This is a genomic window from Bartonella sp. CL435QHHD (assembly GCF_042195095.1).
GTDB lineage: Bacteria > Pseudomonadota > Alphaproteobacteria > Rhizobiales > Rhizobiaceae > Bartonella.
This window is the reverse complement of sequence record NZ_JBHINS010000027.1, coordinates 1-25,587: the sequence shown is the minus strand read 5'-3', so window position 1 is coordinate 25,587 and position 25,587 is coordinate 1. Positions and strand designations below refer to the sequence as shown.

The following is a 25,587-nucleotide window of genomic DNA, read 5'->3' as shown; positions in this document are numbered from 1 at the left end:
AAAAAGCATTTCTCATTAAGGATGAGAAATGCTCCTTTGTGAATTTTGACTATTACATCCACCATTTTTCTGCACTGAATATTCCTGCTTCTTGTTCAATAATATGCGCTATCTGAAAAATGACTTCTTCAGAAAAAGGTTTACCAATCAATTGCAATCCTAGAGGTAAACCATTTGATGACAGACCAGCAGGAACAGAAATTCCTGGTAAACCAGCCATATTGACTGGTACCGTAAAAATATCATTAAGATACATTGCTACAGCATCAGTTTTTATTTTTTCATCAGCAATACCAAAAGCAGGTGTTGGTGTTGCTGGTGTCAAAATAGCATCAATGCCCGAAGCAAAACATTGATCAAAATCACGTTTTACGAGTGTTCTTACTTTTTGAGCTCTTAGATAACAGGCATCATAATAACCAGATGAAAGGACATAAGTCCCAACCAAAATACGCCGCTTAACTTCATTACCAAAACCAACAGAACGTGTATTTTCATACATCTCAATGATGTCTTTTCCAGGCATGCGCAAACCAAAACGCACACCATCATAACGCGCTAAATTAGAAGAAGCTTCTGCAGGAGCTATAATGTAATAAGAAGGTAGAGCATATTTTGTATGAGGCAAAGAAATATCCTTAATCTCAGCACCTGCTTCTTTTAACCAATTTATTCCTTTTTGCCAAAGCTCAATAATTTCTGGAGACATTCCATCCACATGATATTCTTTTGGAATACCTATTTTCATTCCTTTGATTGATTGACCAAGATAACTTTCATAATCAGGAACTGGTAAATTGACGGAAGTAGAATCTTTTTCATCAAAAGAGGCCATTGATCTGAGTAAGATAGCACAATCACGAACATCTCTGGCAACAGGTCCAGCTTGATCAAGAGATGAAGCAAACGCGACAACGCCCCATCGCGAACAACGTCCATAAGTTGGCTTTATTCCTACAGTTCCAGTAAAAGCTGCTGGTTGACGTATTGAGCCACCTGTATCTGTTGCTGTTGCCCCAGCACAAATTTGTGCAGCAACAGCGGCAGAAGATCCTCCCGATGAACCACCGGGTACGAGTTTTTCATTCGAGCCTTTTTTTCTCCATGGACTAATAACGGGGCCATAATATGATGTTTCGTTGGATGAGCCCATAGCAAACTCATCCATATTAAGTTTTCCTAACATCACAGCACCGTCTTGCCATAAATTAGCTGTGACAGTTGATTCATAGTGCGGTTTAAAACCATCAAGGATATGTGAACAGGCTTGAGTATGAACACCATAGGTTGCAAAAAGATCTTTAATCCCCAAGGGGATTCCTTCTAAAAGCCCTCCCTGCCCTTTCGCTAAGCGACTGTCTGATTCAGCAGCCATTTTCATTGCCTGTTCTGCTGTTATTGTTACATAAGCATTCAAAATTGGATTAGCTAATTCTATTGCTTGTAAATAAGCTTCCGTTAATTCTGTTGCTTTGAGATTTTTCTTTGTTAAAGCATCACGAGCTTGCGCAATTGTGAGGGTTGTTAAATCAGTCATATTGGTTCTCAAATTTCAAAAATATAAAAAATTACTCAACAATTTTTGAGACAAGAAAAAAATTTTCTTCTGTAACAGGAGCATTGGCTACAATATCTGCTGCTTTATCACCATCTGTAACACTATCTTCACGCATTCGTAGAGTCATCGGCATCACAGATGTTAATGGCTCAATTCCACTGACATCAACTTCATTCAATTGTTCTACAAAACCTAAAATAGCATTGAATTTTTTTGTCACAGGTTCTATCTCATCATCGTGGAGGGCAATCCTTGCTAAATGTGCTATCCGCTTGACTGTCTCTTGATCAACAGACATACTCTTTACGCCTTTCTGCTTTTTTGTTTATTTATTGATCTTTATTCTGGCTATACAAGGCTGCACTTGTAAGTGCAAGAATATTAGATAACATGAATAAAGAATATAACTATAGATCTGAAACATTAAAAAACGTATTATACCCTTATGACTGTTATTAATATAGATGAAGTTATAACACATCTTTTGCCTAGACAAACAATAGCAGGCTTAGATTTAGGGACAAAAACTATCGGAATTGCCATTTCTGATATGGGGCTGACTGTCTCAAATCCGCGTCCTGTACTACAGCGAAAAAAATTTACAGAAGATGCTTACACACTTATTAAAATTTTTGACCGTGAAAATGTAGGCGTTATTATCATTGGCTTACCTCTTAACATGAATGGAAGCAGTGGCTCTCGTGTTCAAGCAACCAGAGCTTTTGTGAGCAATATGAAAGCTTATACAAAAATTCCATTTGTTTTTTGGGACGAACGTTTATCAACAATTGCTGCGGAACGGTCTCTTTTAGAAATGAATGTATCGCGCGCTAAAAGAGCAAGCCGTATTGATTCGGCAGCCGCCGCTTTTATATTGCAAGGTGCTCTCAATAGAATTCAACACTTTCATCATATGGAAGGATAGAGGACATTGAGCAAATGCCCTGCATTATATCGTGCAATGAGCATCCCGTAAGAAGATCTCCATTGTCCCCCAAGGCGGCTTTCCATATAGGCATTTGCAACATGTTCTATGTCTGTAGAACGTAATGCTGCTGCTGCTGCTGCATAAGCTACCTGTTCAACAAAAAACCTTCCTGCACCTTCATTTGCTGATGCCATATCACCTGCTGACTTAATGATTTCAATTGCTCGGGGTCCCGCTGGCCCAATATCAAGAGCAATTTTTTCCAACAATTTCTGAAACAATCCCGGTGCTTTTTCAGCAATAAGAATGGCATCCTTTACCAATTGATTAGCAGAACTATTTCTCACAATTCGCGCAGGCCCATTATGCAACATTTGTGATAATGGATTATTCTCTATAAAACTTTCAATACCAAGTTGTGCAATAATTTCACCAATAATAGGCACAACCAATTGACTTACATGATAAGCAATAATAGGTGTCATAATACGGGCAAAAGCGGCTTCAGAACGGTCATTTGCTGCATTGTCAAATGCTCTCGCTAAACGCAAAACCAATGCTTGTGAGGCAGCTATATCTAATGCAATATCTGCAAAAATACGTTCTGTCAGTGGAGGTAAAGGCTGATTGGGCATTTTTTTCCGGAAAAAATCTATACCAAATTGAAGAGCCGCTCGTAAAACACCTGCCGATATGACAGATTGATCGAAACGCATCATCGTCTCGATATCTTTAATAACTTTAAGCCCTTCTCCAGCATTTCCCAAAAGCCAGCCATAACTGCCTTGGAAATCGACAACCCCCTCTGGTGTTAAAAGTTCTCCAGAACGCTGAATTAAATGACGAATCGATATAGATCCATTTAATGCGCCATTTTCTTGTATGCGTGGAATAAAAAAACAACTTAAATGACCATTTAAATCTGCACTAACAAGATATCCGTCAGCGGTAGGATTAATAACATTGGTTTTTACAACATTTAAACGATATAGATCACGTTCCATACTTTCATCGAAAGAAATTTTCTTAACACTTGGAAAATTGAAAGCGTATTTTTCAATATCGTCAAATGCACAAGTTAGAGAAGCAGCCTTTTTATGATGAATAGGCTTTGATGAAGAATCATATTGGCGTGATAAAAGTACATTTTGCCATTTTTTGAAGAGCTCAATATCACTAATTAAAACAGCAATAGCTGCACTCGTTATGATAACTTCATTCAAATGTCCTGTTTCTAAACCAGCAGATAAAGCTAAACGAATCGCACGCGCTTGATAGCGTACTCCATTTTCTGAACTCGCATTTTCCCAAAGTGAGGTAACCAAACCTGCTTGTCTAGAATATTGTTGAAGAGCTTGATAGGAAGAATGGATCTCTAATTTTTCCGTTGGTTGCCCCCATTCATCATTATAGCATAATAAAGGCTTATAATGATTCGCTAAGCAAGAAAGTTTCCATGCTTCTCGACTCGCGGCAAAATCCCCTATTTCTTCAAAACTTGCTAACAAAAACTTAGGCAAAGTAGAAGCAATACGAAACATAAGCGTATCACTAAGAAATGTATTTTTTCGACGAGTATTTTGCGCAGATACAGCACTCATAGGTATATTCCTACATTCAAATCATTCATATCATAGACTATTTGTCTTTTTAGAGTTAAGAAACATTTATCATATTCAAACAAATGCTTGTTTAACCTGTTTAGAGAGAGATAAAGAAGAATGCTATGATTCAAGATAATTTTTTTCCACTTTTCCCTCATCAACATCTTTTAGCTATTAAAGATCTGAGTGTACAAGATCTTAATACATTGCTTGATCGTGCAGAAGCAAATGTTATCCTTTCTAACAAAATTGATAAAATAAAATCTACTTTGCATGGACGGACTCAAATTAATCTCTTTTTTGAAGCCTCTACGCGAACACAATCTTCTTTTGAATTAGCGGGTAAAAGGCTAGGTGCACATGTGATGAGTCTTGCGATCGGCAACTCATCTGTAAAAAAGGGAGAAACATTACTTGATACAGCTACAACTCTCAATGCAATGAAGCCAGATATACTGGTTTTTCGCCATAACAGTGCAGGAGCGGCAGCTTTATTAGCGCAAAAAGTTGATTGTTGTGTTATTAATGCAGGTGATGGTGCTCATGAACATCCAACCCAAGCTTTATTAGATGCTCTAACCATTAAAAGGGCAAAAGGTCGTATTGAAGGATTAACTGTTGCGATTTGCGGAGATATCTTACACTCACGTGTTGCCCGTTCCAATATCTTGTGTCTTAATGCTTTGGGTGCTCGTGTTCGTGCTGTTGCTCCCTCAACACTCTTACCCGCAGAAATCGCTCATATGAGTGTTGAGGTTTTTAACACGATGAAAGAAGGTCTTAAAAATGCTGACGTTATCATGATGTTGCGCTTACAGCATGAACGGATGACAGGCTCTTTTATTCCCTCTACGCGTGAATATTTCCATTATTTTGGCTTACATAAAGAAAATTTAGCCTATGCCAAAAATGATTCTATTATTCTGCATCCTGGCCCATTAAACCGTGGTGTAGAGATTGCATCCGACATAGCAGATGGACCACAAAGTATGATTCATACACAAGTAGAAATGGGAATTGCAGTGCGTATGGCTGTCATGGAGGCTTTATTAGATTCACGCGCAAAGATCAGTGGAGAAAAAAAATGATAAAACCAATTGTTTTTCAAAATGCTCGTATTATTGATCCTTCGCGCACAATCGATGAAATTGGTACAGTTATTGTTGAAAATGGACGAATTATAGCCGCTGGAAAAGAAGCTCTGAATCAGGGATTCCCTGAAGAAGCAGAAGTTATTAACGCACAAAACAAAGCAATTCTCCCTGGACTCGTTGATGCGCGCGTTTTTGTTGGAGAATTAGGGAATGAGCATTGTGAAACAATTGCATCAGCAAGTCAAGCGGCCGCAGCAGGTGGTATTACTTCCTTTCTTATGATGCCAAACACGCATCCAGTTATTGATAATATTGCTCTGATTAAATTTATTACGCATACAGCACAGGAAATCTCATTGGTCAATATTTATCCCGTTGCTTCAATCACACAAGGTTTCAACGGACAAGAAATAACCGAATTTGGTTTGCTCAAAGATGCAGGAGCCGTTGCTTTTAGTGAAGGCAAAAAAACACTTCAAAATTCATCTGTTATGCGGCGTGCAATGACTTATGCACGCGATTTTGATGTTCCATTGATGCATGAAACGCAAGATAAAGATCTTACAGGGCAAGGTGTGATGAATGAAGGACTGCTTGCCAGTTGGCTTGGTCTTTCTGGCATCCCTCGCGAAGCAGAAGTTATTCCACTTGAAAGAGATCTGCGATTAGCAGTATTAACGCAAACACGCTATCATGCCGCTCAAATATCGACAGCACTCTCTGCTGATGCACTTCGTTTAGGTAAAAAACGCAGTGAGAAAATTTCAGCGGGTGTATCTATTAATCATTTATCTTTCAATGAAAATGACATTGGTGAATATCGCACCTCTTTTCGCTTAATGCCCCCATTGCGTACAGAAGAAGACCGTATAGCAATGATTGAAGCAATAAAGGATGGGACTGTAGATGTTATTGTCTCTTCTCATGATCCTCAGAGTATCGACAAAAAACATTTACCATTTAATGACGCGGCAGTTGGCGCTATTGGTATGGAGACCTTATTGAGCGCAGCCTTACGCCTTTATCATGATGATAGCCTATCTCTTCTACGGATAACGGAACTTTTGTCAACGGCGCCTGCAAAGCTCTTTGGACTCAATGCAGGAACACTCAAAAAAGGTGCTCATGCAGACTTTATTGTGGTTGATCTTGAAGAACCATGGGTTGTTTCGAAAGAGAAGCTCTATTCACGTTCAAAAAATACCCCTTTTGATAATGCACGTTTTCAAGGACGTGTGCTCCAGACCTTTGTGAAAGGGAAATCCGTTTTTAAACTTGATCAACAAACTTAATGAGATTCTTAATGAATGAAGCAGAAATATTTTTTCAGTCCACTCCATGGTTTATTTTCCTCATATCTTATCTCATTGGCTCGATTCCATTTGGTCTTCTTTTTACGAGATTGTTCAAAATTGGTGATATAAGAACAATCGGTTCCGGCAATATTGGAGCAACAAATGTTTTACGAACAGGAAATAAAAAGCTTGCTGCTCTAACACTTCTTTGTGATATGTTAAAAGGAACTATCGTTGTTTTGATTATAAAGTTTTTTAGTAATCCGCTAGACAATAGTATACTTGTTTCTCTAGCGGGTTTTTTTACTTTCTTAGGACATCTTTTCCCCGTATGGCTTAAATTTAAAGGTGGCAAAGGTGTTGCTACCTATCTAGGGGTCTGTTTAGGAATCTATTGGCCCGCAGCAATTATTTTTATTATTGTATGGAGTGCGATTTTTCTTCTCATGCGTTATTCTTCATTATCTGCGCTTATTGCTGTTACGATCACACCGATATTTGTTTTTTATTTTTCCGCTTCTTATTTCTATTGTATGCTGATTGTGATGAGCGTATTTGTGTTTATAAAACATTCTGCAAATATCAGTAGATTATTAATTGGGGAAGAAAGTAAGATTGGTACGCAACACGGAGATAAATAAAGGAATCCTGCTTACTGATCGTCAACGTCTAAGCTGGTTACGGTTATTGCGCAGTGAAAATATTGGAGCTGTTAGTTTTCGTAATCTCATTGATCATTATAAAACAGCAGAAAATGCTCTGGCAGCGCTGCCAGAGCTTAGTAGAAAAGGTGGTGGTTCTGTATCTATAAAAATAGCAAGCTTAGAAGATGCAGAAAAAGAAATGCAAGAAGCTGAAAGATTAGATATTCGGTTCATCGGTGTGGGCGAACCAGACTATCCAGCTTTTCTTAAGGTTACAGAAGCCCCTCCGCCGCTTATTGCTATCAAAGGTAATATTTCAATTTTTCAAAAAACTTCTATTGGAATTATAGGTTCTCGAAATGCTTCAGCTGCTGGGAAAAAGCTTACGGCTCAATTTGCGCGTTTTCTCGGAGAAGCAGACTTTGTAACAATTTCTGGTCTCGCTCGTGGAATTGATAGCGTTGCGCATCAAGCAAGTTTAAAAACAGGAACTGTTGCAGTCATGGCTGGAGGAATTGATCATATCTATCCTCCTGAAAATAAAAAGTTGCACGAAGATATTATCGCCAACGGTGGGGCCATCATCAGCGAAATGCCCATTTCTTGGAAGCCGCGTGCTATCGATTTTCCAAGAAGAAACCGTATTATTGCAGCTCTATCACTTGGTCTCTTGGTTGTAGAGGCAGCCCTGCGCTCAGGGTCCTTAATTACCGCACGTCAAGCAGCTGAAATGGGACGGTTAATTTTTGCCATTCCCGGTTCTCCACTTGATCCAAGATCTGTTGGTACAAACAATCTTATCAAAGACGGTGCTCTACTCACCACACATCCTTCTGACATTATAGAAACACTTACGCCATTAATTTCACCGCTTCCAAATTCGCAACTCAATTTTTTTGAGGAACCATCCTCTTTACAACTTGAAAAGGAGAATTTTAATTTAGCAGATGAAAAAAACAGCGGTCTCTCTTCAGCAGATGACAATGCAGCACGTGCAGCAGTTCTCTCCGCTCTTTCAACAACGCCAATCGATTTAGACACACTTAGTATCCACTCAGGTGTTTCACTCCCAGCTCTCTACCTCTTGTTGGTAGAACTCGACCTTGCTGGAAAGCTTATTCGACACTCTGGTGGTTGTGTGTCATTGTCGAATCTTGATCTTCCCCAAGAGCCTCAGCACTATTAATAATGCTTTGCCCTTCTTTGGCAACCATATCCAAAAGCAATGCTAAAAGCGGACTATGCGCCTGACGCGCCATCTGATTCATTTGCTTTGACATGTCTGTAATATATTGGATAACTTTTAAATGATTTATAAACATAATCCTCTATCCTTGAGCATTTCCCCTCCTACCTCTCAATAGACGTCTTAGTATTTCGCCGTATGTTTTTGTAATAACAGTGGAAAATAAATCGTGTAATTCTATATAGGGTGTATTCTAATAATGACAATCATAAGTTGTACAATATTCATGTTTTTTATATGGCTAATATTTTTTTATGTGCTCTTAAGCAATTGGCATTAGCTATTCGCGTAAAAGGCGTTTATAAAAAAATTTTTATTTCAATATTTGGGTAAAATTATGAATATCGTTATCGTTGAATCTCCAGCAAAAGCAAAAACAATTAATAAATATCTTGGATCTCAATACAAAGTTGTCGCATCATTTGGACATGTTCGTGATTTGCCTGCAAAAGATGGTTCTGTTTTACCGGATCAAGATTTTTCTATGAAATGGGATATAGATTCTGCTGCCGCTAAACGTTTAAATGAAATAGCAAAAGCCGTTAAAGAAGCCGATAGCCTTATATTAGCAACAGACCCTGATCGTGAAGGGGAAGCTATTTCATGGCATATTCTGGATGTTCTCCGTCAAAAAAAAGTTTTAAAAGATAAACCTATTAAAAGAGTTGTCTTCAATGCCATCACCAAAAAGTCTGTGCTTGATGCTATGAACAATCCACGTGATATTGATACATCACTTGTAGATGCTTATCTTGCACGTCGCGCTCTTGATTATCTCGTTGGTTTTACACTTTCACCTGTTTTATGGCGGAAACTTCCTGGTGCCCGTTCAGCAGGACGCGTTCAATCGGTTGCTTTGCGTATTATTTGTGATCGTGAATCAGAAATAGAACATTTTATCAAAGAAGATTATTGGTCCATTACAACACAGTTAAAAACCATCCGAAATGATAGTTTCCAAGCAAGATTGACAATGTTTAATCAAAGAAAAATAGGCAAGCTTGATATTCAATCTCAAGAACAAGCAGACCAAATTCGCCTTATGTTGGAGCAAGCCCAATATCATACACTCAGTGTTGAAGCAAAACCTACAAAGAGAAATCCTTTTCCTCCATTTACAACCTCCACACTACAACAAGCAGCTTCTTCAAAATTAGGATTTTCAGCTTCTCGCACTATGCAAATTGCCCAAAAGCTTTATGAAGGCATTGAAATTAATGGTGAAACGGCAGGGCTGATTACTTATATGCGTACCGATGGTGTGCAAATAGCACCAGAAGCTATTGATTCAGCACGAAAAGTTATTCATGAAACTTTCGGTAAAGACTATATTCCTGAAAAACCACGTTTTTATTCAACAAAGGCAAAAAATGCACAAGAAGCACACGAAGCGATCCGTCCAACAGATTTTCAACGCAATCCTAGTCAAGTCCGTAATTTTCTCGATAGCGATCAAGCAAAGCTCTATGAGCTGATATGGAAGCGTGCTATTGCCAGCCAAATGCGTTCTGCTGACATTGAACGTACAACCGTTGAAATTGAAGCACAGCAAGGAGAAAACCGTGCAAATCTACGAGCAACAGGATCTGTTATTCGCTTTGATGGCTTTATTTCCGTCTACACGGATCAACGAGACGAAGAAAATAATGAAGAAAATGAAACAACACGTTTACCACAAATAAACACTGGTGAAGCACTTAAAAAAGAAAAAGTTGAATCCGTACAACATACCACAGAGCCCCCTTCTCGTTATTCTGAAGCTTCATTAATTAAAAAGCTTGAGGAGTTAGGAATTGGTCGTCCTTCGACTTATGCCTCCACATTGGCGACATTGTGTGACCGTGGATATATTGTCATTGATAAACGAAAGCTTATTCCCGATGCTAAGGGACGTATTGTTACGGCCTTTCTTGAAAATTTCTTTAATCGCTATGTAGAATATGGTTTCACAGCAGATCTTGAAGAAAAGCTGGATCTTATATCTGACGGCAAACTTTCTTGGAAAGACGTCTTAAGGGATTTTTGGGATGGATTTAATGCATCTATTAGCAATATCCAAGAACTCCGTATAACCAATGTCCTTGATGTTTTAAATGTAACATTAGCACCTCTCGCCTTTCCTGAACGCGAAGATGGAAGTGATGTGCGTTCCTGTCCTCTTTGTAAAAATGGTCAATTATCATTAAAACTCGGTCGTTATGGTGCTTTTGTTGGCTGTTCCAATTATCCCGAATGTAAATACACACGCCAACTTGGTACAGATACTGGAGAAGATAATGAAGCTGTACGCAATGATGAACCTGTTATACTTGGTATTGACCCTGAAACAGGAAAAGATATCTCTCTTCGCAATGGCCGGTTTGGACCCTATATTCAACTTGGTGAAAGCAAAGAAGTTAAGCGTGCAGGACTACCAAAAGAGTGGCAGGCAGAAAATGTAACCCTTGATAAAGCCTTGGCTTTACTATCCCTTCCCCGTGAAATTGGCATTCATCCTGAAACTGGAAAAATAATCACGGCTACGATTGGACGATATGGTCCCTATCTTAGCCATAACGGAAAATCTGCGCGCCTTCTTCATGCAGATGAAGTTTTTGATATTGGTATCAATCGCGCTGTTACAGTATTGGCAGAACAACAAGAAAACAAAACCAAGCAAAGCAGAACAACACCTGAAGCATTGGCAACATTAGGAGAGCATCCAGAAGGAGGAACCATTACCGTGCGCAACGGGCGTTATGGTCCTTATGTCAATTGGGGTAAAATTAATGCAACATTGCCAAAAGATAAAGATCCCATTAGTGTAACACTTCCAGAGGCACTAGAACTTATATCGGCTAAAGCATCGAGTAAAAAAACAACTTCAAAAAGAGCTTCTTCTAAAACAAAAGCAAAAATAAAAGAGACATAAATTTTGGCTAAAGGTGAAAAAAACATAAAATATCTCTCTTCATTCAAGGGGAAAACTTTTCCCAATAAGGAAGCAATCCTTTCCTTTATAATTGAGAATCCTAACCACTCAAGTAAACGAGAAATCGCTAAAGCTTTTAACTTAAAAGGCGATTCTCGTATCTGGCTTAGAGATATGTTACGTGAGTTAAAGGATCAAAATCTCATATCTAAACACCACAAAAGAGCAATAAACAAAGGAAAATTACCCCCTGTTTCTTTAGTAAAAATTAGCGGACGTGATAAAGATGGAAGTTTTATTGCACAACCTCTTGAATGGGAAGATTCTCCAAAGCCCAATATTGAAATACACTCTTTTCATCACATAACAGGAAGTAATATTGGTGTTGGAGATCATATTCTTGTAAAAGTTTTTCGAAATAAAAATTCTGAAAGCTCAAGCCATCCTTATACGGGACGAATTATTCGTAAAATTGATGTATCTCCCAAAAGCGCATTTGCTGTTGTACAAAAATTTGAAAATAATCAATGGCGCCTTGATCCTATAGACCGCAAAACCAATGAACTCATTGTTGAAATGTCTCCAGAAATGAAGATTCAAATTGGTGACCTCGTTGAAGTCGAAATTAAAAAAAATACTGGTTACGGATTAAAGAGCGCAAAAATAAAGAATGTTTTAGGGCACATTAAGAGTGAGAAAACACTCTCAATGATAGCGCTTCTTTCGAAAGGAATTCCTTATATTTTTCCTGAAAGTGTTCTTGAGCAAGCCAAACATATCAAAGCTGCCAATATGGATAATCGTGAAGATTGGCGACAATTACCCTTTATTACAATTGATCCACCAGATGCAAAAGACCATGATGATGCAGTTTATGCAACCAAGGATAAAGACCCAGCAAATAATGATGGTTGGATTATTATTGTGGCCATTGCAGATGTTTCTTACTATATCAAAACAGGAAGCGCTTTAGATAAAGAAGCATTGAAACGTGGAAATTCTGTTTATTTTCCCGATACCGTTGTGCCAATGTTACCTGAACGCCTTTCTCATGATTTATGTTCTCTTCGTGAAGGAAAAGAAAGACCAGCTTTAGCCGTTCGTATGATTTTTGATGCAAACGGTAATAAACGAAAACATAGTTTTCATCGTATTATGATTCGTGTAAGAGCCAAACTTTCTTATCAAGAAGTACAATTGGCAATTGAAGGTAATATAAATGAAAAAATAACCCCTCTTTTTGAGAGCATTTTGCACCCCTTATGGGAAGCCTATGCATGCCTTAAAGCTGCGAGAAATCGTCGCCAACCACTAGAATTAGAAATTGCAGAAAAAAAGATTATTCTTGATCAAAATGGATGCATAAAAGATGTTGTGAGTGAAACACAATTAGAAGCGCATCGTTTAATTGAAGAGTTTATGATACAAGCTAATATTGCAGCTTCTGAAACATTAAAACAACATCACCAGCCGCTCATTTATCGTATTCATGAAAAACCTTCTCTTGCTAAGCAAGAAATACTTCGGAGCTTTCTTCAAAGTTTGGGGATACCACTCTCCCGCGGAAGCGAACTTACCTCAGCGCGCCTTAATAGAATTTTAGAAAAGGTCGCTCATACTCAACAACAAGAACTAGTCAATCAAGTTATTTTGCGTTCACAATCACAAGCAGAGTACAACCCTAAAAATAGTGGCCATTTTGGTTTGAATTTGCAGAACTATACACATTTTACATCACCAATCCGTCGTTATGCTGATCTCATTATTCATCGAGCACTCATTAAAGCTCTCAAATTAGGAAATGATCAATTAACAGATACACAAGAACAAAATCTTGCAGAAATTGCTACGCAAGTTTCTTTATACGAACGCCGTGCAATGATGGCTGAAAGAGAAACGATTGATCGGCTTGTTGCTCACTATTTAACGAATAAAATCGGTCGTATTTTTACAGGCCGCATTTCCGGAGTTACAAAAGCAGGTCTTTTTATCTCACTTGATAAACTCAATACAGATGGTTTTGTCCATATTTCTACACTTAAAAATGATTATTATCATTTTGATGAAGCACAACATGTTCTTGTAGGACAGCGTAGCCATAAAGGCTATCAGCTCAGTGATGTTGTAGAAGTAAAACTTATAACGGTACAACCTTTTGCTGGCGCTTTATGCTTTGAACTGTTAACAAAACCTCGTCCAATAAAATTTTCACCGACATCCTACCATAAAAACAAATTAAAAAAACAAAAGTATACTTTTTATGGGAAAAGAAAAAATTAAGCTTCTTGCCCTCCATTGAATATAATATGAATAATAAATTCAATTTAAGAAATGACTTATATTATATAATATTTATATGTACAATCTTCTTTCTTTAGTATACAAGAGGATAAATTTTATTGTTAAGTCTATAATAACCATATAAAAATCTTGCAGTTTTTTATACTTAGAAAATGAGAGAAACTGCAAAGGATAGTTTTGGCTCCCTTTCATTTCAGCTCATCTTTTCATTGTTTAAATAAACAAGAGTACCTTAAGCCATTCTCATGAAAAAAAAACCTTTTGACTCTCAAAATAATTCTTTGCGTGCAATTATTGCCGCTATTGCAACCATTGGCACTGTTGGAACAGCATTGGCAATGGGAACACAACTTGTCTCTCTTCTTATGGCAGAGAAAGGACTTTCCAACAGTACAATCGGCTATAGTGGAACAGTTGGTGGAATCGCCACAATTATTGCAGCTATTTTTACGTCTCGAATTGCCTTATGCTTAGGAATCGCTCAAACAATATTGCTTATGATGGCGATAGGATCTTTAAGTTTTTTAGGATTCTATTTTTTTGATCCCATATGGATTTGGTTTATTTTAAAGTTTATATTACATTTCAGCATGACAGTTATGTTTATCCTATCAGAGTTTTGGATCAACAGTTATGCTCCCCCAAAAAAACGCGGTTTGATCCTTTCTATTTATGCTATTGTCTTAGGATTAGGGTTTATAATAGGTCTAACGCTGCTAGCAAAAGTGGGAACACAAGGATTTATTCCTTTTGCTGTTGGATATAGCCTTATTATACTTGCTACTATACCAATTCTTACCGCTTGGAAATTAAGTCCAGAATTTCAAAAAAATCAATATATGCCATTTTTTCGTTATCTTTTTCACGTTCCAAGTGCAATGATGGCGGTCCTTGTTTACGGGGCCATTCAAATGGGCGTATTAACTCTTATAATACCCTTTAGTTTATCCATTGGTTATAATGAGAATGAAGCAGCACATTTTATGGCAACCCTTGCACTTGGGAATATTTTCCTCTTAATTCCTATCAGCATTATAAGCGACTACGCCAAAGATCGACGCTACCCGCTGATGAGTTGCGCTATTTTAGGTTTTTTAGGAACTTTTATAGTACCATGGATTCTTCAATATCCATGGATTCTGATGCTTGATTTGTTTTTTCTGGGTGGTGTATCAGCGAGCCTTTATACAATTAGTCTTGCACATTTAGGAGCCCGTCTCAAGGGGCAAGAGCTTGCTGCTGCTAATTCTGCTTTTATTTTTTGTTATGGAATTGGTATGCTCATCGGACCGACCTTTATCGGAAAATCCATGGATATCTTTAAACACTTTGGTTTTTCAATAGCCATGGCTGTTTTTTTCGGTTTATATGTCATTTTGGTGTTTGTCCAACTTATGAGAAAATTAATCAGCTCTTGACTTTTTTGAGAACATCCGTAGTGTTGCCGGAAAATCTGATGATGTCGGAAATAAGTTTTGACAGAAATAATATTTTTTCAGTATAAATAGGGTATTTACATTATGGCTAAAGCAGCAACCATTAAGATCAAGCTTTTATCAACTGCAGATACTGGTTTTTTCTATGTAACAAAGAAAAACAGCCGTACAATGACAGATAAAATGAGCAAGCGTAAATATGATCCAGTTGTAAAAAAGCACGTTGAATTTAAAGAAACAAAAATTAAATAAATAAAATTATTATTAAATTGATAGATTTTATACTCCAAAAGAAATGTTGGAGTATTGCTCTTCAAAGTTATTTTTTGAGGGGTGTTTTTTTATTTCCTTAAGTTTAAAAAGTTTACTTTAAACTTTGTATGTTTTGTACGGATTTGGATAAGTTGATTTATTATTTAAGTTGCTTACATATATTCTGTATGAGTATTTGATTATTGTGATATCTAATGAAAATTTTGTCATTAAAACGAAACACTGTTTCGTCATATGAATAAAGTTTCTCGGGTCAATTATAAACAATACTAAAATAGAGTTATAATAATGTTAGCAGTTTCTTTATTTCATGAAAAAATCTTTTTCTCATTTTAATCTAAGAAGCTTTAATCTAAAAGTTATCGGTTTCAGTATTTTTGTCGCTGCTAGCATTCTTATCATTATGTCAACTTATTTTAAGAAAACTCAGCTGTTGCCTCAAAAAGAAAAATTTTCTTCTCAAAACACTGTTGAAGGAAATGCATTAATCATTGATGGCGATACCATTATGATTTCTTCAATTAAGATTCGACTAGCTGGAATTGATGCTCCTGAACTCCACCAATTTTGTGGAAAAAAAGAAGCACGCTACCCTTGTGGGCTTGAGGCAAAGAAATATTTAGAAAAACTATTAAAAAATCAAACTGTTACATGTCACTGGCAAAAAACAGATAAATATCGCCGTATTCTTGCAACATGTAAAACAAAACAAGTTAGCAATATCAACGCAACACTTGTACATAATGGTTGGGCTGTAAATTATTATGAATACCCCAAAGAAGAGCAAGAAGCTAGAAAGAAAAAGAAAGGAATATGGGCATCAAGTTTTCAACGACCAAAAGAATGGCGCAAAGCAAATCCTCGCACAGAATAAGAAAAATATTTTTTAATTTTATTTACCAATGAAACAATGTAGCCAAATTATCAAACTTGAAAAAGAGATCTATTCCTGTCGTGTTTGCGTCCAACAACCCCATTATTTTCCTCCTCTTCCTCATGAACCAAACCCTGTCGTTTATTTATCCGATACCGCTTCGATTGCAATTGCAGGCCAAGCACCAGGGTTGCGTGTCCATGAAACTTCTATCCCTTTTAATGATCGTTCTGGCGAAAAATTGCGTAATTGGCTGGGTGTCACGAAAGAAGAATTTTATAATAGATCTCTTTTTGCTATTGTTCCTATGGGATTTTGTTTTCCAGGCTATGACAAAAATAAAGCTGATTTACCACCAAGACGTGAATGTCGAGAAATATGGCATGAAAAGATATTTCAAGCGATGCCTCAAATAAAGCTTGTTCTTGCTATTGGCAGTTATGCGCAAAAGTGGCACATTACAGAATTAAAATATAAAACCGTTTCTGCAACTGTTGGTGATTGGAGAAATATTCTTTCCATTCCCCAACCTCGAGGCTATAATGTTATGCCTTTGCCTCATCCATCATGGCGAAATACTTCTTGGTTACAGAAAAATCCATGGTTTAATGATGAGCTTATTGTATATCTGCGTTGTTTAGTGCGTAAATTTTTATAAATTAAAATATTGAGAATAAATATGGATCGTCTTGACCGAAAAATTTTACATCTTTTGCAAGAAAATGCGACACTTTCTGTTGCTGATATTGCTAAAAAAGTGGGACTTTCGACCACTCCTTGCTGGCGTAGAATTCAAAAACTTGAAGAAGATGGCGTCATTCAGCGTCGTGTTGCTGTTCTTTCTCCTGAAAAAGTAAACGCACACGTCACTGTTTTTGTGTCTATTCGCACAAACACACATAGTCATGAATGGTTTAAGCGTTTTTCAAAAATTGTGCAAGAATTCCGTGAAGTCATTGAATTTTATCGAATGAGTGGAGATATTGACTATTTATTGCGTGTTGTTGTGCCCAACATTGAAGCTTATGATCTTTTTTATAAAAAATTAATTTCTAAAATTGACATCCGTGATGTCTCATCTTCTTTCGCAATGGAACAGATTAAATATACAACGGAACTTCCACTTAATTATATTAAATTACACGACAAGACGCATGAACAAAACTCTTAAGATTTTTATATCCGTCTCATGATCTTTTAGGCATTCAAACTTTCTTGTTGAAAAACGACCATTTGTGCATGTGTTAAAACAGCAGCTTTGACAATACCAGCTGCCATAGCTGCTCCTGTCCCTTCACCAAGACGCATCCCCAAATCTAGAAGTGGTTCTTTGCCAATTTTTTTTAAAAGTTTACGATGAGCTGTCTCAGAAGAAACATGTCCAACAAGGGTATGATCAAGAGCTTTTGGATGCATTTTATAAAGGACCGCTGCAGCTGCTGTTGCCACAAAACCATCTAAAATAACGGGTATTTTTTCTATTCTTGCTGCTAAAATAGCACCAACCATAGCAGCAATTTCACGTCCTCCTAAGCGACGCATTATCTCAAAAGGATCATTGAAATAATCCTTGTGCAAAGAAATAGCTGTCTTAACCGCTGCAATTTTACGCTGATAAAAATCACCTTCTGATTCCATAGCATTTCCTGTCCATTCTTCCACTTCCCCTCCAAACAATGCTAAGCATAAAGCTGAAGCTATTGCTGTGTTTCCAATTCCCATTTCTCCAATACATAAAAGATCTGTTCCACCCGCAATGGATTCCATTCCAAATGCCATTGTAGCAGCCGCACTCCGCTCATCCATTGCGGCATCCTTCGTAATATTCATTGTTGGATATTCTAATGCTAAATCAAATATTTTTAATCCAAGATCATAAGCAATACAAATTTGATTGATAGCAGCTCCACCAGAGGCAAAATTTTCTACCATTTTTTGTGTCATAGATTGTGGAAATGGTGTAATATTCTCCTCTACAATACCATGATTTCCAGAAAAAATAGCGACCAAAGGTCTCGTTACGATAGGTTTTTCTGTACCCCTCCACCCCGCATACCAAACAGCAATATCTCCTAGTTTTCCTAATGTTCCTTGCTCTTTTGTTAAGTCTTTTTGCCGTTTTTTTGCCAAAATTATAGAAAACTCATCAGCAACAGGTAAATTTGTAAGCAAAGCACGAAAATCATCAAATGGACTAGCGGTCATAAGGATACCTTTTAAAATCTACAATGTTTATGAAAATCCCGTCATATATACAGGATATGAATAATTTATTGTTTTTTTAACAGTGCTTTAAAAATGTTAAATACTATGAAAGCAATAATTTCTACATTCTATTTTCAACCCTAATAACAAACGTGTAAGATTCAAAATGTTATTAATATCTTATGATTACCTTTACAGTGATACCCTTAACCTATTTTTATTTAATAGGCATAATCAGCATGCCGTTTAATATATACATTCCAACAATTCTTATGCATAATAAAAGTTATAAACTTTCAAAAACTTATAAAATTGAAGAGATCAAAATTATCGCAAAGACATCCAAACGCAAAGGATCTCAACTTTAATATATTGTTAATTATTAGGCTATTATTAAATGAGAGCATAAAAAGCTTCTTTTAAAATACATATATCTGCATTTGGTTTTGTCGCATCATTTGATAATATTTGCCTCCATCGACGTGCCCCACCCCGCCCATGAAATAAACCAATCATGTGACGTGTCACATGAGAAAGCCGCCCCCCCGATACAATATGTCGAGCTGCATAATCACACATAACCTCAATAAGATCACTCTCACTCAGATTATTTTGCGTCTCACCATAGAGTTCAAAATCAATATGTTTTAACAAAGCTGGATTATGATAAACTTGGCGACCAACCATGACAGCATCACAGAAAGTTAAGTGTTCTTTGATCTCATCAATCGATTTAATTCCACCATTTATCCCAATGAATTTATGAGGATATTTGCGTTTTAATTTGTAAACTCTTTCATAATTAAGGGGCGGAATATTACGGTTTTCTTTCGGACTCAATCCTTGCAGCCATGCCTTGCGTGCATGTATCCAGAGCGCATCACATCCAGCATTCCAAACCTGATTAGCCAAAAGATCTAACGCTAACTCTTCATCTTGTTCGTCCACTCCAATCCGACATTTGACAGTTACAGGTATAGTAACCTCTCGTTTCATCGCTTCCACGGCATTTGCCACAATGTCTGGATGTAACATCAAACAAGCCCCAAAGACACCTGCTTGAACACGATTTGATGGGCACCCGACATTAAGATTTATTTCGTTGTAGCCAAAATCCTCAGCAATTCGTGCAGCTTCTGCTAACTTTTTCGGATCAGCCCCCCCTAGTTGTAATGCAACTGGACATTCTTTATCGCTAAAAGCCAACAATTGTTCGCGAACACCATGAATGACAGCATCTGCTACCATCATTTCCGTATAAAGGAGAGCTTTTTTCGTTAAAAGACGATAAAAAAACCTGCAATGTCGGTCTGTCCAGTCCAACATTGGTGCTACTGCAAATTTTATAGTCGATGGAAGGTTGTAAAATATCATGAGGGTATTACTCTCATGTCCCTATAGCTCTCTCTTTATACATAGAAAAATACTTACTTTTAGTTTACGGAAAATTTTATTCTCTTATACTATCATGAGTATAATAACAGTTCATTATTTTCAATTGATATCAAGGTTTACTACAATCAATCATGATAAAACACAATTTTGCATTTCTCATAGATTAGTGTTCAGGTATATAAACATGAAAAAAGAAGATTTTCACCATAATATAAAAAACTCATTTACAAGTTCTTCTTACGCTCATCAAGCCTCCATCCTTACATGATTTAGCACAGCATTTAAGATAATAAATGCTAAACTAACACATTATACAATTTTTTATAATAGATTTAATTTTCTTTAGATTTTTTTTAACTTATTGTGCAAATAAATGCTACAGAAAGTATCTTTATCTTCTCCTAAAGAAAGAATAAAAATCCTTATTTCACATGAATCTAATTATAAATCATTTTTTTCAATGAGTTATTCTCGGTAACATTCTTGAATTTCACTTTATAAGATAGACAAATTTCATCCTAAATATTCTATCTAATTTTGCCATTTTATGATTCTTGCAAAAAAAAACTAAAATCAGGGTATAGACAGCCATTGCCTTTTTAATATCTATGATTGATATCAGTATCTCTTTAAGGAAAATATTTTACAATATTGCAGATAAAATCTGTAAAATGAAATGATCATAAAAGTTGTTCAATCTCTTGTTGGCTTTGCATATAGGAAGAAAGAGTATCAACCTCTTGTTCATTAAATAGGAGACCCAGTTTTGAACGACGCCATAACACATCTTCACATACTTTAGCCCATTCTTTTTCCATCAACCATTTTACTTCTACTTCATAAAGCCCATGTCCAAAATTTTTTCCTTTATTTGCCTTACCATGTGCAAAGATCACCAATGCTTCCGTACCGTAGGAGCGTGCAAGCCTGCGATGTGTAAAAGCATCTAAATCTGGCATCAAAAGAGCAATCCTATTTTCGATTGTATCTAATTTGTTATAGGGAAAATCACCCCCTGGAAGTACTGCCTTAGCCGTCCATGATGCTCCCTTTTTACCAAGCTCTTTTTCAACAAATTTCATCGCATCTTCAGCCAACTTACGATAAGTTGTAATCTTTCCACCATAAAGATTAAGAATCTTTGGTGTTGTTCCTGTTCCCATTTCTTTTAAAACATAATCGCGCGTAATTTCTTGTGCTTTTGAAGCTCCATCATCATAGAGTGGACGAACTCCAGAGTAAGACCAGACAATCGTTTCAGGCAACACTGGTTGTATGAAATATTCACTGGCTGCTGCACAAATATAATCAATTTCTGTCTCAGTAATATGAACGTCAGCCGGATCTCCTTGATAATTACAATCTGTTGTTCCAAGCAAGGTAAACTCTTCTTGATACGGAATAGCAAATATAATACGCCCATCACCATTTTGAAAAATATAAGCACGATCATGAGTATAAAGCTTGGGAACCAAAATATGAGAACCTCTAACAAGCCGTACTGGTGGATGTTCTTTACAATCTAATATGCTTGCCAAAACATGATCAATCCAAGGTCCTGTCATATTCGCGACATAAGAAGCTGTGACACTATATTCTTTGCTACTTAACTTGTCTTGAAGAAAGATACGCCATTTATTGTCTTCTTTTTTTAAAGAGAGAACTTCTGTTCGTACTTTTATATCAGCTCCCCTCTTTTCTGCATCACGCGCATTGCCAATAACTAAACGCGCATCATCTACTCTTGCATCAGAATATTCAAAACCTCTCTGATATTCTTTCTTCAGTGTAGAGCAAAATTTTTGTGAAAAATTAATCGTTTTACTGCGCCACAATTTCTGATTCCAATTCCCTAAATAATCATAAATAAAAAGTCCAAAACGCAACATCCAAGCAGGGCGCAATTCTTTATGATAAGGAAGGAGAAAACGCAAAGGACGCACAATATGTGGAGCCATGCGTAAAATGATCTCGCGTTCTTTCAATGCTTCACGAACAAGTTTGAACTCATAGTGTTCAAGATAACGAAGCCCACCATGAATAAGCTTTGTTGACGCACTTGAGGTCCCAGATGCAAGATCGTTCATTTCAGCCAATCCCACTTTAAAACCGCGTCCTGCTGCATCTCTTGCCAATCCACACCCGTTTATCCCTCCCCCAATGATAAACAGCTCATAATGTGTTGTGGTTTTCATAATTTCACTTTTCATTATTTAATTTTTTTCTCAGTACTCAATAAAGCAACAGGAAAAAAATAATACAAGTGTTCTTCATTGTATTATCAACGTACTTTTTCCTAAAATAAACACGCACAAAAAGCTTTTGATATCCTTATACATCAAAACAACATTTGACAAATTAAAGAGATTTTTTTTATCTTTTACAAAACATAATCCTTGCCAAACCAAGGTTCATCATATGAAATCTTTTTAGAGAAAAATTGATGTTTTTTCTCATTCTTAAAGACACACTATAGCTAAATGCTTATTGCACATAGAGAGCGCTTTTCATATAGTTCACTCAATGACACCCTAGAAAATGTGAAGGTATACAGATGAATTATCACTCTCAAAACTCGAAAATAACACTTCTTTCAAAAATTTTAGTCCCAGTTATGTCGAGTATTTTAATCTTTTTACCTTCTTTATCAAACGCAACATCACACTCAAAAACAGCAAATAATTTAAGCTTAGAAAAGCTTAAAACACAACTTTTGGAAGATTCTAGCTTTTTATCTAAGCTTAAAGAAAAAATGATACCACATACTGATTCTCATCATATTCAACAAATTGTCAGAGAGTACCTTCTTACTCATCCAGAAATTATGATTGAAATGCAGCTTATTCTTCAAGATAAGCTGGAAAAACAGAATGAATACGAAAACCAAAAACAAACTTCTGTCATTCATTTGTTAGAAAAAGAAATTTTTCATTCTCCTCATGACGCTGTTTTGGGAAACCCAAATGGTAAAAGAGTGCTTGTCAATTTTTTTGATTACAACTGTGGATATTGTAAAATTTCCTATTCAAATATAGAAGACTTGATAAAAGAATACCCAGATTTAAAGGTTATTATCAAGGATTTACCAATTTTAAGCTCTGATTCTATGGCAGCCCATACTGTTGCCTACGCATTTCGAAAACAATTTCCAGAGAAATATCCTCAGTTTCACAAAACGCTTTTAATGTATCAGGGTCGTGCAAATGAAGCTAAAGCTATTAAAGTAGCTGTTTCATTAGGAGCAGATGAAAAAAAACTACGTAATGCAATAAAAGATCCCACTCTGCAAAACGCTTTTAAAGAAAATATTCAAATTGCCTCTACACTTCATATTACGGGAACACCTTCTTACATCATTGGTAATAAAATATTCATTGGCGCAGCCAAACAAGATATTCTAAAACAAGCGATAGACAATACACAGTGAATTCCTGATCCGTTTTAGAAAGAATACTGTAAATGAGGTAATTTTATGCTTTCTCTTTTTTGACAACAGGCTTATAAGTGCAATTTTGCGTAAAGCAGATACGAGTTTTAAATTGCAAAGTATAATAATTTAAAGGAAATAAAAATCTTTAAAGCCTCAAAAGATGTCATCCCTAATCTAGAGATATTCGGTCATAAAATGAGATAATGACGATCTTCATTGATCAAGGAGTTAGAAATAAAATGACAACAAAAAAAATGGATTCGGCAAAAACCGCAATTGATACGAAAATTATTCGTGATCTTGCTGAAATTTTGAATGATACAAATTTAACGAACATTGAAGTTGAACAAGGGGAGCTTCGTATTTGTGTCTCACGCCAAAATACCTTAATTTCTTCTGAGCAAGCAATCTATGCTCCTGTTTCTACTCCTACTTTTTCTGTAACATCTTCTCCAGTTCCAACAGCTGAAGCTCCTATACAATCTATCCAAGAAGATAAATCAAAAAACACAATAACCTCTCCCATGGTTGGAACAGCTTATCTTGCACCTTCACCAGGCGCGCAACCTTTTGTAGAAGTAGGACAAAATGTTTCTGAAGGGGAGACATTACTTATTATTGAAGCCATGAAAACAATGAATCAAATTTCATCACCACGCTCAGGCACAGTAACCACTGTTCTTGTCAAAGATGGTCAACCTGTTGAATTTGGTGAACCACTTATTATTGTTGAATAAAGCGAGGGGCAACCATGATTCGAAAAATCCTCATTGCTAATCGGGGAGAAATTGCTCTTCGCGTTTTACGTGCATGTAAAGAACTTGGCATAAAAACCGTGGCTGTTCACTCTACCGCTGATGCAGATGCAATGCATGTTCGTCTTGCTGACGAAAGTGTTTGTATTGGACCTCCTCCCGCTCGCGATTCTTATTTGAGTATTCAGCAAATTATTGCTGCTTGTGAAATTACAGGAGCTGATGCTGTTCATCCAGGTTATGGCTTTCTTTCTGAAAATGCAAAATTTGCGGATGTTCTAGAAGCCCATGATATTACATTCATCGGTCCAACAGCTACTCATATCCGAATCATGGGAGATAAAATCGAAGCAAAGAAAACCGCCCAAAAACTTGGTATTCCTGTAGTTCCCGGTTCAGATGGGGCCGTCACTGAAGAATCAGATGCTTTACGCACTGCTCGTGAAATTGGTTATCCAGTTATTATCAAAGCTTCTGCCGGTGGTGGTGGACGTGGTATGAAGGTTGTTCATTCTGAACAAGAATTTTCTATAGCTCTCAAAACAACACGTTCAGAAGCGAAAGCTGCTTTTGGTGATGACGCTGTTTACATAGAAAAATATTTAGAAAAACCCCGTCATATTGAAATTCAAGTCATAGGTGATGGTGCGGGAAATGCTATTCATTTAGGAGAACGCGATTGTTCACTTCAACGACGGCATCAAAAAGTATGGGAAGAAGCTACATCACCTGCACTTAATGAAACAGAACGGAAAAAAATTGGAAGTATTGTTGCAAATGCCTGTGCCAAACTTGGATATCGTGGAGCTGGTACTATTGAATTTCTTTATGAAAATGGCGAATTTTATTTTATTGAAATGAATACACGTTTACAAGTAGAACATCCTGTAACTGAAGCAATTACAGGTATAGATTTAGTCCATGAACAAATCCATATTGCATCAGGCTGTAAGCTTTCAGTGACACAAGATGAAGTCTGTTTTTCTGGTCATGCCATTGAATGCCGTATTAATGCAGAAGATCCTATTAACTTTACGCCATCACCTGGAACCATTACACATTTTCATACACCTGGAGGTTTAGGGATTCGTGTTGATTCAGGCGCTTATTCAGGTTATCGTATCCCTCCTTACTATGATAGCATGATTGGAAAGCTGATTGTTCATGGACGTACCCGTTTAGAATGTATGATGCGTTTACGGCGTGCTTTAGATGAATTTGTCGTCGATGGGATAAAAACTACACTACCTCTTTTTCGCGATCTTATTAATAATCAAGATGTTGCTGATGGTAATTATAATATTCACTGGCTTGAAAAATACCTTTCTCATCAATCAAAGTCTTCAGATTCGTAATTTGATAGCAAAATAGTGCATTCTTATAAAAGATTCTATAAGATATCAACATAAGGATAGTGCCAACCTTGCTGTAAAAAGTGGTAAAAGAGGAAATAAGTTAGTTATTTTTATTTATTATATAGTTTTCACTTAATATGCACAAAATTTGATAATTTTCTGTTTTCCTTTTTGTGAGTTTGTGCTAATCCCTACATGGTTACGCCCTTATAGCTCAGTTGGTAGAGCACCTGATTTGTAATCAGGGGGTCGGGAGTTCGAGTCTCTCTGGGGGCACCATTTT

General features: G+C 36.7%; 22 protein-coding genes and 1 tRNA gene. 16 read left to right on the top strand and 7 right to left on the bottom strand.

Annotation, left to right across the window (positions count from 1 at the left end):
* Window positions 1–52: 52 nt before the first annotated feature.
* Together gatA and gatC are read right to left on the bottom strand one after the other, a co-directional pair.
* Entirely contained in the window at window positions 53–1,537 is a 1,485-nt protein-coding gene (gene gatA / locus ACFILH_RS01055; RefSeq protein ID WP_375631121.1) for an Asp-tRNA(Asn)/Glu-tRNA(Gln) amidotransferase subunit GatA, read from the bottom strand.
* A 31-nt stretch (window positions 1,538–1,568) separates the two neighbouring features.
* A complete protein-coding gene (gene gatC, locus ACFILH_RS01050; protein ID WP_273791024.1) occupies window positions 1,569–1,856 on the bottom strand; it encodes an Asp-tRNA(Asn)/Glu-tRNA(Gln) amidotransferase subunit GatC in 288 nt (95 codons plus the stop codon).
* Window positions 1,857–2,003: 147 nt separating this feature from the next.
* Here gatC and ruvX point away from each other — a divergent pair, with 147 nt between their 5' ends.
* Window positions 2,004–2,483: a Holliday junction resolvase RuvX gene (ruvX, locus tag ACFILH_RS01045; protein WP_273791023.1), complete on the top strand. Its 480-nt coding sequence runs from the start codon at window positions 2,004–2,006 to the stop codon at window positions 2,481–2,483.
* Here the strand turns inward: ruvX and ACFILH_RS01040 are convergent.
* Entirely contained in the window at window positions 2,468–4,087 is a 1,620-nt protein-coding gene (locus tag ACFILH_RS01040; protein ID WP_273791022.1) for an acyl-CoA dehydrogenase family protein, read from the bottom strand. The genes ruvX and ACFILH_RS01040 overlap by 16 nt on opposite strands.
* 125 nt (window positions 4,088–4,212) lie before the next feature.
* Here ACFILH_RS01040 and ACFILH_RS01035 point away from each other — a divergent pair, with 125 nt between their 5' ends.
* The 4 genes from ACFILH_RS01035 to dprA are packed head-to-tail and all read left to right on the top strand — an operon-like array spanning window position 4,213 to window position 8,309.
* Entirely contained in the window at window positions 4,213–5,178 is a 966-nt protein-coding gene (locus ACFILH_RS01035; RefSeq protein WP_375631119.1) for an aspartate carbamoyltransferase catalytic subunit, read from the top strand.
* Window positions 5,175–6,476 carry a dihydroorotase gene (locus tag ACFILH_RS01030; protein ID WP_375631118.1) on the top strand — a complete coding sequence of 434 codons (1,302 nt, stop codon included), beginning with the start codon at window positions 5,175–5,177 and terminating at the stop codon, window positions 6,474–6,476. The genes ACFILH_RS01035 and ACFILH_RS01030 overlap by 4 nt, the downstream gene beginning before the upstream one ends.
* A gap of 11 nt (window positions 6,477–6,487) precedes the next feature.
* Window positions 6,488–7,120 carry a glycerol-3-phosphate 1-O-acyltransferase PlsY gene (plsY, locus tag ACFILH_RS01025; RefSeq protein WP_273791019.1) on the top strand — a complete coding sequence of 211 codons (633 nt, stop codon included), beginning with the start codon at window positions 6,488–6,490 and terminating at the stop codon, window positions 7,118–7,120.
* On the top strand, window positions 7,077–8,309 hold the full coding sequence (gene dprA, locus ACFILH_RS01020; RefSeq protein ID WP_375631117.1) for a DNA-processing protein DprA: 1,233 nt from the start codon (window positions 7,077–7,079) through the stop codon (window positions 8,307–8,309). Before plsY ends, dprA begins: the two co-directional genes overlap by 44 nt.
* On the opposite strand, the gene ACFILH_RS01015 is transcribed toward dprA, so the two are convergent.
* Window positions 8,239–8,445, bottom strand: coding sequence for a hypothetical protein (locus tag ACFILH_RS01015; RefSeq protein WP_005773510.1), 207 nt, complete (start codon window positions 8,443–8,445; stop codon window positions 8,239–8,241). The two genes, dprA and ACFILH_RS01015, sit on opposite strands and share 71 nt — an antisense overlap.
* A gap of 261 nt (window positions 8,446–8,706) precedes the next feature.
* Between ACFILH_RS01015 and topA the strand changes: the two genes are divergently transcribed.
* From topA to ACFILH_RS00980, 7 genes are all read left to right on the top strand, one after another.
* On the top strand, window positions 8,707–11,280 hold the full coding sequence (topA, locus tag ACFILH_RS01010) for a type I DNA topoisomerase (RefSeq protein ID WP_375664664.1): 2,574 nt from the start codon (window positions 8,707–8,709) through the stop codon (window positions 11,278–11,280).
* A gap of 3 nt (window positions 11,281–11,283) precedes the next feature.
* Window positions 11,284–13,560 (top strand): ribonuclease R, encoded by a 2,277-nt coding sequence (gene rnr / locus ACFILH_RS01005; RefSeq protein WP_375664663.1) that lies wholly within the window; start codon window positions 11,284–11,286, stop codon window positions 13,558–13,560.
* Between the two features lie 266 nt (window positions 13,561–13,826).
* Window positions 13,827–14,999, top strand: coding sequence for an MFS transporter (locus ACFILH_RS01000; protein WP_375637614.1), 1,173 nt, complete (start codon window positions 13,827–13,829; stop codon window positions 14,997–14,999).
* A gap of 102 nt (window positions 15,000–15,101) precedes the next feature.
* Window positions 15,102–15,269: a 50S ribosomal protein L33 gene (gene rpmG / locus ACFILH_RS00995; RefSeq protein WP_004864083.1), complete on the top strand. Its 168-nt coding sequence runs from the start codon at window positions 15,102–15,104 to the stop codon at window positions 15,267–15,269.
* Window positions 15,270–15,600: 331 nt separating this feature from the next.
* Window positions 15,601–16,164: a thermonuclease family protein gene (locus ACFILH_RS00990; protein WP_375611942.1), complete on the top strand. Its 564-nt coding sequence runs from the start codon at window positions 15,601–15,603 to the stop codon at window positions 16,162–16,164.
* Between the two features lie 28 nt (window positions 16,165–16,192).
* A complete protein-coding gene (locus ACFILH_RS00985) occupies window positions 16,193–16,822 on the top strand; it encodes a uracil-DNA glycosylase family protein (protein ID WP_375637613.1) in 630 nt (209 codons plus the stop codon).
* Between the two features lie 21 nt (window positions 16,823–16,843).
* Window positions 16,844–17,335, top strand: coding sequence for an Lrp/AsnC family transcriptional regulator (locus ACFILH_RS00980; protein WP_015856433.1), 492 nt, complete (start codon window positions 16,844–16,846; stop codon window positions 17,333–17,335).
* A gap of 26 nt (window positions 17,336–17,361) precedes the next feature.
* Here ACFILH_RS00980 and cobT read toward each other — a convergent pair whose 3' ends face one another.
* The 3 genes from cobT to glpD all read right to left on the bottom strand — a co-directional run bounded on the left by cobT (window position 17,362) and on the right by glpD (window position 21,974).
* Complete coding sequence (gene cobT / locus ACFILH_RS00975) at window positions 17,362–18,369, bottom strand: nicotinate-nucleotide--dimethylbenzimidazole phosphoribosyltransferase (RefSeq protein ID WP_375637612.1); 1,008 nt, start codon at window positions 18,367–18,369, stop codon at window positions 17,362–17,364.
* A gap of 393 nt (window positions 18,370–18,762) precedes the next feature.
* The gene (gene dusA / locus ACFILH_RS00970) at window positions 18,763–19,743 is read right to left on the bottom strand and encodes a tRNA dihydrouridine(20/20a) synthase DusA (RefSeq protein WP_375643409.1); all 981 of its coding nucleotides are present in this window, start codon (window positions 19,741–19,743) and stop codon (window positions 18,763–18,765) included.
* Window positions 19,744–20,444: 701 nt separating this feature from the next.
* Window positions 20,445–21,974: a glycerol-3-phosphate dehydrogenase gene (glpD, locus tag ACFILH_RS00965; RefSeq protein WP_375659985.1), complete on the bottom strand. Its 1,530-nt coding sequence runs from the start codon at window positions 21,972–21,974 to the stop codon at window positions 20,445–20,447.
* 344 nt (window positions 21,975–22,318) lie between these two features.
* On the opposite strand from glpD, the gene ACFILH_RS00960 reads away from it, so the two are divergent.
* From ACFILH_RS00960 to ACFILH_RS00945, 4 genes are all read left to right on the top strand, one after another.
* Complete coding sequence (locus tag ACFILH_RS00960; RefSeq protein ID WP_273791009.1) at window positions 22,319–23,191, top strand: DsbA family protein; 873 nt, start codon at window positions 22,319–22,321, stop codon at window positions 23,189–23,191.
* Window positions 23,192–23,433: 242 nt separating this feature from the next.
* The gene (gene accB / locus ACFILH_RS00955) at window positions 23,434–23,931 is read left to right on the top strand and encodes an acetyl-CoA carboxylase biotin carboxyl carrier protein (RefSeq protein WP_375643407.1); all 498 of its coding nucleotides are present in this window, start codon (window positions 23,434–23,436) and stop codon (window positions 23,929–23,931) included.
* 14 nt (window positions 23,932–23,945) lie between these two features.
* The gene (accC, locus tag ACFILH_RS00950) at window positions 23,946–25,304 is read left to right on the top strand and encodes an acetyl-CoA carboxylase biotin carboxylase subunit (protein ID WP_273791007.1); all 1,359 of its coding nucleotides are present in this window, start codon (window positions 23,946–23,948) and stop codon (window positions 25,302–25,304) included.
* Window positions 25,305–25,507: 203 nt separating this feature from the next.
* Window positions 25,508–25,583: transfer RNA gene (locus tag ACFILH_RS00945), tRNA-Thr, on the top strand.
* The last annotated feature ends 4 nt before the right edge of the window (window positions 25,584–25,587 follow it).